8 protein-coding genes are annotated in these 14,395 nt (G+C 68.7%); 2 read left to right on the top strand and 6 right to left on the bottom strand.

All coding sequences use genetic code 11. From position 1 onward, the window contains the following. Nucleotides 1-53: 53 nt before the first annotated feature. Both AC1PMG_RS20900 and AC1PMG_RS20905 read right to left on the bottom strand, forming a co-directional pair. Complete coding sequence (locus tag AC1PMG_RS20900; RefSeq protein WP_481110124.1) at nucleotides 54-1,910, bottom strand: sulfotransferase family protein; 1,857 nt, start codon at nucleotides 1,908-1,910, stop codon at nucleotides 54-56. A gap of 122 nt (nucleotides 1,911-2,032) precedes the next feature. Then, nucleotides 2,033-5,464 carry a hybrid sensor histidine kinase/response regulator gene (locus tag AC1PMG_RS20905; protein ID WP_481110125.1) on the bottom strand — a complete coding sequence of 1,144 codons (3,432 nt, stop codon included), beginning with the start codon at nucleotides 5,462-5,464 and terminating at the stop codon, nucleotides 2,033-2,035. 901 nt (nucleotides 5,465-6,365) lie between these two features. Between AC1PMG_RS20905 and AC1PMG_RS20910 the strand changes: the two genes are divergently transcribed. After that, nucleotides 6,366-8,792 (top strand): AAA family ATPase, encoded by a 2,427-nt coding sequence (locus AC1PMG_RS20910; RefSeq protein WP_481110126.1) that lies wholly within the window; start codon nucleotides 6,366-6,368, stop codon nucleotides 8,790-8,792. Between the two features lie 266 nt (nucleotides 8,793-9,058). Then, a complete protein-coding gene (locus AC1PMG_RS20915) occupies nucleotides 9,059-9,553 on the top strand; it encodes a gluconokinase (RefSeq protein ID WP_481111730.1) in 495 nt (164 codons plus the stop codon). Nucleotides 9,554-9,708: 155 nt separating this feature from the next. On the opposite strand, the gene AC1PMG_RS20920 is transcribed toward AC1PMG_RS20915, so the two are convergent. The 4 genes from AC1PMG_RS20920 to AC1PMG_RS20935 all read right to left on the bottom strand — a co-directional run bounded on the left by AC1PMG_RS20920 (nucleotide 9,709) and on the right by AC1PMG_RS20935 (nucleotide 14,216). Next, nucleotides 9,709-9,942 (bottom strand): DUF378 domain-containing protein, encoded by a 234-nt coding sequence (locus AC1PMG_RS20920; protein WP_481110127.1) that lies wholly within the window; start codon nucleotides 9,940-9,942, stop codon nucleotides 9,709-9,711. A 611-nt stretch (nucleotides 9,943-10,553) separates the two neighbouring features. Then, the gene (locus tag AC1PMG_RS20925) at nucleotides 10,554-11,168 is read right to left on the bottom strand and encodes a DNA-3-methyladenine glycosylase (protein ID WP_481110128.1); all 615 of its coding nucleotides are present in this window, start codon (nucleotides 11,166-11,168) and stop codon (nucleotides 10,554-10,556) included. A gap of 398 nt (nucleotides 11,169-11,566) precedes the next feature. Further along, entirely contained in the window at nucleotides 11,567-13,714 is a 2,148-nt protein-coding gene (locus AC1PMG_RS20930) for a S46 family peptidase (protein ID WP_481110129.1), read from the bottom strand. Nucleotides 13,715-14,021: 307 nt separating this feature from the next. Further along, entirely contained in the window at nucleotides 14,022-14,216 is a 195-nt protein-coding gene (locus tag AC1PMG_RS20935) for a hypothetical protein (RefSeq protein ID WP_481110130.1), read from the bottom strand. Between the last annotated feature and the right edge of the window lie 179 nt (nucleotides 14,217-14,395).

Here is a 14,395-nt window from a genome sequence, read left to right on the forward strand (position 1 = left end):
GCGTTTTTGCCGTTCAACCAGCAGACGGGAACGGTTCAGACAACACGCAACACTCAGTCGACGCGGTAGTCCCAGCGTCGCAGGAACGGCTGCAGCAGCGGCAGCACCGGCGCGAAGGCGTCGCGGTAGGCGTGCCAGCGGTCCAGGGCATTGCGGTTGATGCCCTCCACCACCTGCGCGTAGCTGGGCGTGCTGATGAAGCCCTTGGCCCGTGCGTGGCGCTGGAAGTCCAGCAGCCGTTCCGGCTGCTCCAGCTGCAGGAACTGACCCAGGCGCGCCACCTGCACCTGCGGATCGGCCACCAGGTCCTCGTAGCGCAACTCCAGCGCGCGCGGCTGCAGCAAGGCGGCGTGGTAGAGCCAGAACTCCATCGCGTCGGCATAGCCGCGCGCCAGCCGCGGCAGGCTGGCACACAGCAGGGCGAAGGCCGGCGAGCGGAATGCCTGCATGTAGCAGCTCAGCAGTACGTCGCAGGGGTGGCGCAGCGCCAGGATCACCGGCGCCTCCGGGAACAGGCGCCGGATCAGCGGCAGGCGCAGCAGGTTCAGCGGGTTCTTGTCTACCAGGCGCTGGCCCGGCTGCAGCTGCACCACCCCGCGCACCGCCTGCCAGTACTCGGCGCGCAGCGCGTCACAGGCGGCATCGTCGAGCTCGCCCAGCCCATCCGGCCAGGCCACGCCGCGCGCGTCCAGGCGATCGGCCAGCCCCTGCAGGAACGGCCGCTCGTCCATCGCCACCAACTGCGGGTGGGCGTCGAGCATCTGTTCCAGCAAGGTGGTGCCCGAGCGCGGGAAACCGACCACGAAGATCGGCGAGTCGGCCATGGCCGGCGCCGTCACGGGCCGTGCCGCGGCATGGCGTGCCGGATCCCAGCGGGATTGCGCGACCGGCAATGGCGGTGCGTCCGCCGTTGCCAGCTCCGGCACCAGCGCGGCCAGGCCCTCGACCTGGCCGGCATGGCCCTGCGCGCAGGCCTGCAGCGCTTCGTCGTGAAGGCCGAGGCGGTCGCAGACGCGTGCCAGGGCGAAGAACAGGTTGCTCTGCTTGCGCCGGTCGACCGCACTGCCGTCGGCCAGCAGCCCGCGCAGCAGCACATGCGCCTGCTGCCAGTGGCCCTCGCGCATGGCCAGCACCGCCAGCGCATTGCTGGCGTCCTGGCGCACGTCCGGGTCGTCGATGCGTTCCGGCGGCGGCAGCTGCGCGGCAGCCTCGCGCGCCTGCGGCAGGCGGTTGGCGCGCTCGAGCACCAGCACCAGCCGCGACCAGGCACGCGCCGGTTGCGCCATCGGCCCCTCGGCGCAGGCGCGCAGCAGGTCGCAGGCGGTGTCGGTCTCGCCGCCCTGCGACAGCAGCCAGGCCAGTTCCACGGTGGTGTCCGGATCCAGCGGCGGCCACTGCCGCCAGTCGGCGATCAGCGCCTGCACGCGTTGGAAATCGCCGCATTCGTGGCAGGCCATCGCCGCGTGCACGCACAGCGGCGGCGCCTGCGGCGCCAGCGCGTGGGCATCGAGCAGGTGTTCGCGGGCCGCGGCGTAGTCGCCGACGTCCATCGCCAGCAGGCCCAGGTTGTGGTGCGGCAGCGGATCGTCCGGTGCCAGCGCGCGGGCGCGCAGATAGGCCTCGGCGGCCGGGCCGGGTTCGCCGGCTTCGCGCAGCGCGGTGCCCAGGTTGTTCCAGTGCGCCACCTCGTGCGGCTCGCGTTCGGCCAGCCTGCGGTACACCGCGGCGGCCGGCGCCGGCTGGCCCTGCATCTGCAGGCTCATCGCCAGCAGGCTGCTGGCCAGGACATCGTCGGGATGCTGCCGCAGGTAGGCGCGGGCGCCGCGTTCGAGGATCTGCGCCTGGCCGGCCTCCAGCGCCGCCAGCAGCTCCGGGAGCGGGGGGATCGCGGTGTCGTCCAGGGAGGTCATGCGCAGGCGGGTCGTGGGCGGTCCTCCACCTTAGCCGCCCGCCCGCGCCGTGCGCCACGCCGGCCGCGCCGACGGCTGCCACATACCCCATACATTGCCGTTACGAAGACGCGCGACCGCTCCTAGATCGGATCGTGGTAAGCGGTGAGGAAGGCGCGCAGCGAGGCCGGCTTGACCGGCTTGGTCAGCAGCCGGTAGCCGCGCTCGCGGGCCTGCAGCTTCAGTTCGTCGCGGCCGTCGGCGGTGAGCAGCGCGCCGGCCACCGGTCCGGGCATCGCCGCGCGCAGCGCATCCAGGGTCTCCAGGCCGTCGAGCCGGTCGTGCAGGTGGTAATCGACCAGCATCACGTGCGGCGCGCACGCGGCCTGCGCCAGCGCCTCGTCGACGGTGCTGGCGCAGATCACCTCCACCTGCCAGCGGCCGAGCAGCGCGCGCATGCCGTCGAGGATTTCCTGGTCGTTGTCCACGCACAGTACGCGCAGCCCGGCCAGCGAGTCGGCCGCGGCCGCTGCGCGTGGCGCGCGTTGCAGCGCCTGCGGCGGTGGCGCCGCCCGCGGCACGGTGATGGAGAACATGCTGCCGTGGCCGACGCGGCTGCGCGCATCCAGGTCGTGGCCGAGCAGGCGCGAGATGCGCTGGCAGATCGACAGGCCCAGGCCCAGCCCCTGCTCGCCCCAATCGAACGGCTGCTGGTAGCGCTGGAACTCGTCGAAGATCTGCTGCATGTGGTGCGGCGGGATGCCGGGGCCGGTGTCCCAGACCTGCAGTTCCAGCGCCGCGCCGCGGCGGCGCATGCCCAGCACGATGCGGCCCTGGCGGGTGTAGCGCAGCGCGTTGGCGAGGAAGTTCTGCAGCACCCGGCGCAGTAGCCGGCGATCGCTGCGCACCCACAGCGGCCGCGCGTATGCGTGCAGGCGCAGGCCGCGGCCGGCGGCGATCGGGCTGTACTGCGCGGCCAGTTCGCGCAGCAGCAGGCCGGCATCGACGTCCTCGATGGTCGGACGCAGCCCGCCGGCATCCAGCCGCGACACGTCGAGCAGGCCGTCGAGCAGTTCCTCGGCCGCGCGCAACGAGGCGTCCACGCGTTCGGCCAGATGCCGCTGCTCCTCGTTCTGGTGCGCATCGCGCAGGGCCGAGGCGAACAGGCGTGCGGCGTTGAGCGGCTGCAGCACGTCGTGGCTGATCGCGGCCAGGAAGCGGGTCTTGGATTGCTGCGCCAGTTCGGCCTCGCGCGAGCGGTCGGCCACGCGCTGCTCCAGTGTCTCGTTGGCCTCGAGCAGCGCCTGCTCGGCGCGCTTGTAGTCGGTGATGTCGTTGTAGCTGGTGACGTAGCCGCCGCCGGGCAGCGGCTGGCCGCGCATCTCGATCACCTTGCCGTCGCTGCGGGTGCGTTCAAACACGTGCGGGGTGCCGGCGCGCATGTGCGCGATGCGGCGGGCGATCTGGTCTTCCACCTGGCCGCCGCCGAGTTCGCCGCGCTCGGCGTTGTAGCGGATCAGGTCGGCGACCGGCCGGCCGACGTAGAGCATGCCGTCGGGATAGCCGAACATCTGCTGGTAGCGGCGGTTCCACGCGGTCAGGCGCATCGCCGGATCGACCACGCTGACCCCGGCGCTGATGTTCTCCAATGTGGTGGACAGGATCTCGCGGTTGAAGCGCAGTTCCTGCCCGGCCTCGTCGAGCACCGCCACCACCTCGCCCAGATCCATGCCCGAGCCGCGCAGCAGGCTGGTCAGCACCAGACGCGCGGAGGCCGCGCCGATCGAGGCGGCGAGCAGGCGTTCGGTGAACTGCACCCAGACGCGGTCGGCCACCGCCGTGGGCTGCGGCTCGCGGCCGAGCAGTTGCGCCTGTTCGGCGAAGGCGCGGCGGGCATGGCGCTCCCCGACCATGCGCTCGGCCAGCGCCTGCAGGTCGACCACGCGCACCTGCCCGAGCCAGTCGCCGGCCACCGCCGGGCGCTGCGAGTACGGCTCCAGGAACGGCGCCGCGCGCAGGCGCTCGTCCAGGCCCGGGCGCCAGCGTGCCGACACCAGCATCATCGTGCCGACGTTGACCAGCAGCGACCAGAACGTGCCGTGCGCCAGCGGATCCCAGCCGCTCATGCCGAACAGCTGCTGCGGGCGCAGCCAGGAAATGCCGAACGGCCCGTCCAGCAGCCACGCCGGCGCCAGCCAGCCGGCCTGGGTCAGCGCCGGCAGCAGCAGCGTGTAGATCCAGGTGGCGAAGCCCAGCACCATGCCGGTTTCCACGCCCTTGCGGCTGGCGCCGCGCCAGTACAGCCCGCCGATCACGCCCGGCGCGAACTGCGCCACCGCGGCGAAGGCCATCAGGCCGTAGGACGCCAGCGTCGTGTCGTTGCTGCTGCTGCGGTAGTAGCCGTAGGCGATCAGCGCCAGCAGTAGGATCGCCAGGCGGCGGATCCACAGCACCTTCGAGGCCACGTCGGCGCCGGCCGCCTGGTGCCCGCGGCGGCGCAGCAGCACCGGCATCACCAGGTCGTTGCTGATCATCGTCGCCAGCGCGATGCTGGAGACGATGACCATACCGGTGGCGGCGGAGAACCCACCCACGTAGGCGACCAGCGCCAGCGCGGTGCGGCTTTCGGCCAGCGGCAGCGCCAGCACGATGCTGTCGTCGGCCACGTCGCCGCCGCCGAACAGCGCGATGCCGGCGGCGGCGATCGGCACCACCATCGCCGAGATCAGCACCAGGTACAGACCGAACAGCCAGCGCGCCTTGCGGATGTCGCCGACGTCGCTGCACTCCACCACCGCCACGTGGAACTGCCGTGGCAGGCACACCAGCGCCAGGAAGCTGAGCAGGGTCTGCGAGATGAAGCCCACCGGCGGGGTGTTCTGGAACAGCGTGCGCGCCGACGCCATCACCTGGCCACCGTCGCGCACGGACAGCCACACGTAGGCGAACACGCCCACCGCCACCATCGCCAGCAGCTTCACCACCGACTCCAGCGCGATCGCCAGCATCATGCCGTGGTGGTGCTCGGTGGCATCGACCTGGCGGGTGCCGAACAGCGTGGCGAACAGCGCCATCCCCAAGGCCACGTACAACGCCGGATCGGCGTAGAACGGCGCACCGGCGCTGGACTGGCCGCTGAGCACCTGCAGGCTCATCGCCACCGCCTTGTACTGCAGCGCCAGGTACGGCACCACGCCGACCAGGGCGATCACCGCCACCAGCGCGGCCAGGCGCCGCGAGCGGCCGTAGCGCGAGGAGATGAAGTCGGCGATGGACACCGTGTTCTCGCTGCGCGCGATCAGCGCCAGGCGCTCGACGATGCGCCAGCCGAACAACAGCATCAGCAGCGGGCCCAGGTAGATCGGCAGGTAGCCGGCGCCGTTGCGCACCGCGCTGCCCACTGCGCCGTAAAACGTCCACGACGAGCAGTACACGGCCAGCGCCAGGCTGTAGACCGCTGGCCGCAGCCATGGCCGCTCCGGGTACAGCGGACGGCGATCGCCCCACCACGCCACCGCGAACAGCAGCGCCGCATAGCCGACCGACACCAGCAGCAGGATCCAACTGGAAACCAAAGGCGAGCCCCCACGACGATGCGTGCAGTCTAGAGGGTGCGATGCGTTTCGGCGTAGTCGGGAGTTCGGCTCGCTGCGTCTGGCCTGCGTTGCGCGTGCACCATGCCTGTTGCTCCGAGGCAGGTGCGGCGGCGGCTCCCATACACGTAACCGCGCTCACCTCGGCAGGCATGCCGCAGGCTTTGCTTCTGCTTCTGCTTCTGCTTCTGCTTCTGATTCTGCTTCTGCAGTGCTGTTGCTGTTGCTTTATCGGGCCCTCTCGGCGCGGGGGCCACGGCGGGGTGTGGGTAACCAGCCTTCGGCTGTGGTAAAGCGCTTCTTCTGGTTACTTTTCTTTGGCAGCAGCAAAAGCTTTCGCCTTGCGGCGAGTTACTTTTCTTTGCTCGCGCAAAGAAAAGTAACCAAAAGAAAGCGCGCCCTGCCTCGCGCCCTCCGCGCTGCGCGCTCCGGGTCCGCGTCCACCCCGGGGATCCGCGGAAGGGGCATCCTGCCCCTGCCGCGGACGGCGTACATCCATGTACGCCGCCCTTCGGGTGTTTCCCCGCGCTGGCCGCCGCTTCGGAAGGGAACCCGGTGAGGCAAAGGCAACAACCAAGGCAACGGCAACGGCAACGGCAACGGCAACGGCAGTAGCCATTATGGAGCTGCAAGCCCCGCGTAGGAGCGGCTTCAGCCGCGACGAACGAAGCCGCGGACGAACGAAGCCGCGATGGGCTCAAGACCCACAAGCGCTTCACGCCCTATCCTTCTCCAAGATGCCCTCCTCCCATGGCAACAACCGTCTCGCGCGCCAGCCTGCCGTGTCCAGCACGGGCAATATCCAACCTGCAGCCAACCACCGCAGCCCCACCGGCGCTCGGGCTAAGATGCGCGCGGTGACCACCTGCGCCTGCCCCCGCTGATGTCCGGCATCCCGGCCGCCGTGCCGACGCCCCCGCCGTCGCTGCAACAGCAGACGCAGCGCCTGCACGCGCAGATGCAACAGGCGCAGGCGCGGCAGGCACACGCCGAGGCGGAGGTGGAGCGGCATCTGCCGGCGGTGGAGCAGGCGGTGGCCGCGATCCGGCGCCGCTTCATCACGCACGCCCGCACCGCAGCGCGGGCCGCGGTGCGGCGCGAACGCCGCCGCGCCTGGGGGCCGGCGCTGCTGCTGCGGCCGCTGCTGCCGGACTGGCGCTGGCGCGCGGCATTGATCGGCATGCTGGTGCTGGTCCTGCCGTGGACCAGTGCGCACTGGCTGGGCGAGACGCGTGGCTTCCTGGACTGGTGGCGCCAGGTCGGCCTGCACGGCGATGGCGGTCTGCTGCTGCAAAGCCTGCTGCCCTCGCTGCTGGCGTACGGTCTGCTGGTCGTCGCCGGCGCACAGTTGCTGGCCTGGCACCACAGTCATGCCGAGCGGCGCGCGCTGCAGGCGTTCGCACGCATGCCGCTGGCGCTGGCGCAGGTGGCCGATGCTGGGTCGCGCGATGCGGGGACGACGTATCCGGTCACCCGCGCGCCATGGCCGCAGCGCGCCCTGCACGGCCGCTGGTCGATTCCCGCCACGCAGGGCGATCTGTCCGGTGCGCGGCTGCTGGCCTTGCACGACGGCAGCGAGGACCCGCGCCTGCAGGCGCTGATCGTGCTGCCCGATGCCAGCCATGCAGCGGCCCTGATCCTCCTCGACGCCGACCTGGCCACCAACGCTCCGCCGTCGCTGCAATCACTGGCGCTGGCACTGGCCGAAGACGCCGCCGTCGATGTCGCGCCGATCGCCGCGCTGCACGATCACGTGCAGGCTTGGGAAGCCGCGCGCGGCCAGCAACGCGCGCTGCAGCAGCGGCTGCAGAGCCTGGATGCGGTGCAGCGGCACTGGGCCGACATCGCCCTGCCCGACACCACGCTCGATCAGATCCTGAAACTGGTGGACCTGTTCGTGTCCGGGCGCCAGCCGGCGCCGAAAGGCATGCTCCTGCACGGGCCGCCGGGCACCGGCAAGACCCTGATCGCGCGCAAGCTGGCGCGCCACGCCGGCTGCCATTTCGAGGCGCTGGGCGTGGCCGACCTCAAGGCCGCGCACGTCGGCCATACCGGCCCGAAGGTGCAGGCGATCTGGCAGCGCTGCCGCGAGCACGCACCGGCGATCCTGTTCATCGACGAATGCGAAAGCGTGTTCGCGCGCCGCGGCGGCGCCGACAGCGACAGCTTCGGTGCGGAACTGGTGCAGACCTTTCTCGCCGAATGGGACGGCTTCCATGCCGCGCACGGCCAGGTACTGGTGATCGGCGCGACCAACCGCCCGGCGCTGCTGGACGACGCGATCCTGTCGCGCTTCACCGCCAGCATCGCCATCGGCCTGCCCGACGCCGCGGCGCGCGCCCGCATCCTCGGCGCCGAGCTGCGGCGTGCCGGTTTCGCCCTGGAGCCGGACACGCAGGTGATCGCCGACAGCAGCGGCCTCTCTGGCCGCGACCTGCACACGCTGGTTGCACGGGTCGCCGCCGAGTGCGTCGATGGCGCATTGGACAACGCCACTCTGCTGACGCAGCTGCGCGCGCTGCGCGGCAAAGGTTCCACCGCCGTCGCCACGCTCGGATGGGACGACATCGTGCTGCCGGCCGCCACGGTCGAGGAGTTCGTCGGCCTGGGCAAGGAACTGCGCAATGCCGAGACCCTGGCCACGCTCGGCGTGCCGGTGCCGCGCGGCATCCTGATGGTCGGCCCGCCGGGCACCGGCAAGACCCAGGTCGCGCGGATCCTTGCCAGTCAGTCCGGGCTGGCCTTCATCGCTCTGAGCAGCGCCGACCTCAAGGCCGGCTACCTCGGCCAGTCCGGCCAGCGCGTGCAGGCGGCGTTCGAGCGCGCGCGGGCGCAGGCGCCGTGCATCGTGTTCGTCGACGAACTGGACATCGTCGCGCCGGCGCGCGGCGCCGACGGCGACGACGCCTTCACCCGCGAGATCGTCGGCCAGTTGCTGCAGGAACTCGATGGCGTCGCCAGCCACGCCGGGCAGGTGTTCCTGCTGGCCGCCAGCAACCATGCCGCCGCGATCGACCCGGCGCTGCTGTCGCGGCTGGACCGGCAGATCGTCATCGCCCTGCCAGACCACGCGGCACGTATCGCCATCGTCGCCCGTCTGCTGCGCGGCAAGCCCCTGGATCTAGACGCAGACGCAGCGGCGGCCTGGATCGCCGATCGCAGCGAAGGCCACTCCGGTCGCGACCTGCAGAACTGGATCAGCCGCGCCATGCGCCGTGCCGTCCGCCGCGCCCTGCAGAACAGCGACGACGCCTCCGGCACGCGGCTGCAGTGGGACGACCTGGTAGAGACGGCAACCGCGACGATGTAAACACCTCGCGGGAAGATGCAAGCTCGGGGTGCGGAACCAGGAGTGCCGGCTGGCGTCCCTGTGGGAGGGGCTTCAGCCCCGACGCCAGGATCCACACAGAACCCCGTTGCCACGGCGAACATCTCAACAACCGCGCAAGACCCAGTACAGAAGCGCTGACGTCCACACAACGCCCACGCTGGCATCATGTGGGCAACCCCACGGGACCGCAGCACGTGACCCACGCCTCCTCATCCCCGCCGCCACCCACCGAAGCCATCGTCGTGATGGGCGTGTCCGGCAGCGGCAAGACCAGTGTCGCCCAGGCGCTGGCCGCGCATTACCGGTTGACCTTCCTGGACGCGGACGATTTCCACAGCGCCGCCGCCAGGGCGCAGATGGCGAACGGCATCCCGCTCAGCGACGCGCAGCGCGCGCCATGGGTCGCGGCCCTGGCGCAACGCCTGCGCGCGTCGGTCGATGCCGGGCAGAGCGTCGTGCTGGCCTTCTCCGGCCTGCGCAGGGCGCATCGGCAACAACTGCGCGAGACAGGCGTGCCGATGCGTTTCGTGTTCCTGCACGCGGCCGCGCATGTCATCGCCGAACGCCTGGCCGCGCGGCATGGTCACTTCATGCCACCGACGCTGCTGCAGAGCCAGCTCGACACGCTGGAACTGCCGCTGGACGAGGCAGACGTGATCTCGGTGGATGTGGACGCAGCGTTCGACCAGGTCGTGGCCGATGCCATCGCGCAGTTGGATGCCACCGTTACGATCGCCTAGGCTGCGTGCCGGTACCGTCTCAGCAGGATAGGCGGTGCCTGTCGCGGTGGTGCCGCAGCATCGGACGTACCAGACAACGCCACCACGCCATCAGGCGCCTCCACGACGATCCCGACACCGCAGCATCGGAACCGCGTGCACCGACCGCTTGCTGTTCAGCGATGCGGCGCATGCTCGGCATGCCGCACCGGCTCATGGCGATTGGTGAACAACGGCACCAGTTGCCACAGGGCAGAGAGACCGACCAGCGCATAGACCACACGCGACAGCGGTGCGTCCTGGCCGCCGAACAGCGCCGCGACCAGATCGAACTGGAACAGGCCGACCAACCCCCAGTTGAGTCCACCGACAATCAACAGGACCAGGCTGACGATGTTGAGCACTTTCATGGCGGCATCTCGACGTTGGGGAAGGTGCAGCCTGCGCTGCGCGGCATTCCCTTGATGCGAGTGCGATGTATGTGAGGCATGAACGCTGGCAATGCGTAGATCACGCTGTTGTCGCGCGGTCCGCTGCGCCATCGGCCACGTCTCTTCTTGGCTGACAAAGCGGCGGGTTCACGCATCTAGGTAGTGCTCTTGTTCTCCGCGGGAAAAGTCATGACCAAGGCGCAATCGCCTCCTCCTGACGAGACCTCGCGTCGGGACTGAAGTCCTCCCACACTGATCATGCTTGCTGCGCTCCGGAAGCCAAGCAGCGTGGCTGTGCGCCGTCGCTGCTGACGGGACCGGGTCGCCCAACAGCTGCCGCGTATTGAGGCAGTACAGAGGCGGATTTTTCTGTTCTCGTGAGCGTTGCCCTTAGCATCCTACGAACGCCAACGGATCCTACGTAGAAGCGGCTTCAGCCGCGACAAACGAAGAGGAGGTGCCTCAGAAACGCTCACATGTCCGAGCCGAAATCCCTGCTGGCACCGCTTCGCAATGCTTCTGGTTATGACGGCGGCAACGTACTGTTCTTCTTGCAGCACGTGAAGCGACGACGCGTACAAAGCACGCGCCTACCCGCGCCGCCTCACCCGCCCCTCCACGAAGCGCGACACGTTCGGCTCGTCGGGCACATGCCAACGCCATGGCGCGTCCATCGCCTTGCTGATGCCGATCCGCTTGGTGACGACCGGTGTGGTCGGCGGCGGCGTCCCGTCCTGGCCCAGCCACAGGCGCGACTGCCGTGAGGTCAGATCCAGCCCGTTGTCCGCGCCCGACACGCCCAGCGCCTTGGCCAGGCGACCCGGACCACGGGTGAGATCGCCTGCGCGCACCGTACCGCGTGCCAACTGCATCGCCTCGATCCCCGCCACCGGCGCCAAGGCGCGGATCAGCACGGCATGCCCGGGTGCACCACCACAGACCGCATTGAGCGCCCAATGCATGCCGTAGATGAAGTACACATACAAATGCCCGGGCGGACCGAACATCACCCGCGTACGCGGCGTCATGCCGCGGAACGAATGCGCCGCCGGATCCTCCGCGCCGCAGTAGGCCTCTACCTCGACGATGCGACCGCAACGACCATCGGCAGCGATAAGCAGCTTGTTCAACAGCTCCGGCGCCACCATGCGGGCATCGCGCGCGTAGAACGCACGCGGCAAGGGCTTGGCGGCAAGCAGATCCATCCGATCAGTCTAAGCCCTGCAGCGAGTTCGGATCGTGAGCCACCATAGGTGCATCCCCATCTCCACGGTCTCAATCGAATACGTCATCTCGCCAACCGCACCGCATGCTGCTCCTATTGGGAGGGACTTCAGTCCCGACACATGGCGTCTCCAGGACCAGGATCATTGTCCTGGCCCCCCCGATCGCGGCAGCGCATCGCGGTGAGCGGTGGTGGTCCTGTATCGAGGCATCAGCGCGGGTACAAAGCATATTCGTCGCTGTGACGGCGACCAGACCATGCCGCATCCGCATCCGCATCCGCATCCGCATCCGCATCAGGGTACAGGGCACATCACATGCCCTGCCCAGTTCTGCTCGAAGCAACGCCAAACGACGCCCGCCTCCCCAACCTGCCCACTCACTCCTGCGGAACGTTCAACTCCTTCAGCAGTTGCGGCGCCGGATACACCTTGGCCATCAACCAGCGCAGATAGCGCATGTCCACATGGATCGCACGCTTGTAGCGCGGGTCGTACCACCAGCTGGCGCTGACCGCCTCCCAGTTGCTGTCGAAGTTCAGCCCGATCAACTCGCCGCGTGCATTGAGCACCGGCGAGCCGGAGTTGCCGCCGGTGGTGTCCAGGTTGGTCAGGAAGTTCACCGGCTGCGTCTTCGACTGTGGATCGGTCGTGCTGCCGAAGTCGCCCTTGGCGATCGCCGCCAGCAGCGGCTTGGGCGCATCGAACGGCTCCTTGCCGGTGTTCTTCTCGACGATGCCGGCCACCGTGGTCAGCGGCGCGAAGCTGACCGCATCGCGCGGCGCCAGCGGCTCGACGCGGCCATAGCTGATCCGCAGCGTGCTGTTGGCGTCCGGATATACCGCACGACCCTGCTGCTTGCGCCAGGCGAACAGCGCACGCATGTAAGCCGGGCGCAGCCGCAACTGCTCGCCCTCGCGTGCCTTGCGTTCGTCGTCCAGCCGCAGCTGCGCCGGCACCAGCGTGGCGGCCAGCGTCAGCAACGGATCGGCCGCAGGCGCCTTGCCCTCGCGCGCGGCAGCGAAGCGCGACAGGCGCTCGGCCTCGATGCCCAGCGCGGTGCCGGCATACGCCTTGTCCAGCGCCGCTTGCAGTTGCGCCGGGGTCCGCCCGAACGCCGCATCGAACTCCGGCACCCGCTGCGCCTCCGGCAGTTGCTGGTAGCGGGTCAGCAGCGTCGTCAGCAGCGCCTTCTCCACGGCCGGCGAATAGCGACGCTGCACCTGCTTGAGCATGCCCTCGATCAGCGCCAGATCGCGCTGTTGATAGCCACTCTCGCGCCGATCGTCGGGCTTGCCCGCCTCCAGCCGCAGCCGCTCCAGGGTCAATGCCGAGCGCAGCGCCTGGGTCTGCGTGGCGATCAACCCCAGCAGCAGATCGCGCTCGCGCAGCGCCGACGCCTGGCCGAGCACCTTCTGCAGCGCGGCGATGTCGCGCGCGTCGCTGCCATGCGTAGCCGCGAGCATGCCGCGCTCGTCCTCCGCGCGGAGCCGTACCGCATCGCTGCGCTGCAGCCCTTCCAGTTCGCCAGCGGCGCGCTTGCGGTTGTTCTTCAGCGACTGCAATTGCGAGGCGTAGCGCGTGCGCGCCTCCGCGTCGGTCTTGCCTGCCGCCTCGATCACCCCAATCAACTGGTCCAGCACCGCCACCCGCTGCGGCAACGTCGCCTCAACCTGCTCGGCGAACTCAGCCGCCGTGCGATGCCGGTAGGTGATGCCCGGGTAGCCGGCCAGCATGGCGAAATCTCCGGCCTTCGGCCCATCGGTAGCGATCTGCAGATGCGCCGGCGGCTGGTAGGGCACATTGTCGGCGCTGTAGTCGGCGGGCTTGCCGTCCTTGCCCACGTAGGCACGCAACAAGGTGAAATCACCGCTGTGGCGCGGCCACATGAAGTTGTCGATCTCGTCGCCGTAGTTGCCGATCGCCCGCGGCGGCGCATACACCAGGCGCACGTCGCGCAGCTCCAGCTGGCGAATCCGGTAGAAATCGGTGCCGTAATACATGTTGGCGACACTGCAACGCACCCCAGCCTCGCGCTCGCAATCGGCGACGATGCGCTTGCTCGCCGCATCCACCGCATCGTAGTAGGCGCGCCCGGTCTTGCCCTTGGCCGACCCCAGCACCTGATCGGTGATCTTGTCGAAGCCCACCGTCACCAGCACCCGAAAATCCGGATTGGCCGCGCGCTCGTCGGCGCGATCCCGCGCAATGAACCCGTTCTCGATTAGGTTCTCCTTCGCCGAGGTGTTGTACTGGATCACGCCGTAGGCGACATGATGATTGGTCAACAACAACCCATCCCCGGACACGAACGCCCCGGTCCCGCCGCCGACCTTGACCACCGCGCTCAACGGCGGCTGCGTCACCTCGGCCAAGTTCTGCGGGTCGCCCTGGAATCCCGCATCGTGCAGCGGCTTGGCCAGCTCCGGCATCTGCGACGGCATCCACATGCCTTCGTCGGCATGGGCGGTTGCGGTAAGGGCGAGACTTAGTGTGAGCGATGCGGCGATGGAGTTGGGCAAGGGCATGCGGAGATCGAGTCGAAGAACGTAACCGCGACCTTAGCCGGCCCATGCGATCGCAGCAACCAAGACGCCGATCCACTCATCGATGGATGTAGTCTTGCTAACAAAAAAAAGTGAACCCAGAGTCAGATCACTTCGTACGGCCCAATGCACAGATGCCTATAACCGCCTGAAATCGATGTATTTATTGAATATTTTCAGCAAGTCCACGATGACGCCATGGCGCCAAAAAGCGACAAGGCCCGCATCGCGGCCGGCCTTGCGCGTTATGGCGCGGATTAATTTCCGCCCCTTGCTTCCATGCTCGCGATTAAGAGCCATCACTCGCTATGGCTTTCTCGACTGCTTCTCTCCAATCGGCCACTATTGCCTGGTCAGCCGGCATGCCATCTTGCAAGATCCTCATTTCTCCCAATAGCACGCCCAGTTCGGCTGGCTGACCAGTCCTTTCCCAATAAGCCTCAAGAAAGTTGAACATTGCTGCATACGCTTTCTTCTCGAACATGGGCACATCTCTGGCTTCTTCGGCGGCTGTGGACGCGGTTCTGGTCGAGACAGGCCTGTTTGCGAATTATGGGTTCCAGGTGTCTGGCTCACGCCTTAGTTGATGATCTCCCATTTCTCGCTGCAGCTAAACTTGCCACCCCAACGGGTTCAAACGACCACGGCGTTTCAAAGTCAGCC

Source organism: Xanthomonas sp. NCPPB 2250, assembly GCF_056725265.1.

Coding starts and splice junctions, on each gene's coding strand:
- AC1PMG_RS20935 (WP_481110130.1), bottom strand. CDS start 14,216: ATGTTCGAGAAGAAAGCGTATGCAGCAATGTTCAACTTTCTTGAGGCT.
- AC1PMG_RS20900 (WP_481110124.1), bottom strand. CDS start 1,910: ATGACCTCCCTGGACGACACCGCGATCCCCCCGCTCCCGGAGCTGCTG.
- AC1PMG_RS20920 (WP_481110127.1), bottom strand. CDS start 9,942: ATGAAAGTGCTCAACATCGTCAGCCTGGTCCTGTTGATTGTCGGTGGA.
- AC1PMG_RS20910 (WP_481110126.1), top strand. CDS start 6,366: ATGTCCGGCATCCCGGCCGCCGTGCCGACGCCCCCGCCGTCGCTGCAA.
- AC1PMG_RS20930 (WP_481110129.1), bottom strand. CDS start 13,714: ATGCCCTTGCCCAACTCCATCGCCGCATCGCTCACACTAAGTCTCGCC.
- AC1PMG_RS20915 (WP_481111730.1), top strand. CDS start 9,059: ATGGGCGTGTCCGGCAGCGGCAAGACCAGTGTCGCCCAGGCGCTGGCC.
- AC1PMG_RS20925 (WP_481110128.1), bottom strand. CDS start 11,168: ATGGATCTGCTTGCCGCCAAGCCCTTGCCGCGTGCGTTCTACGCGCGC.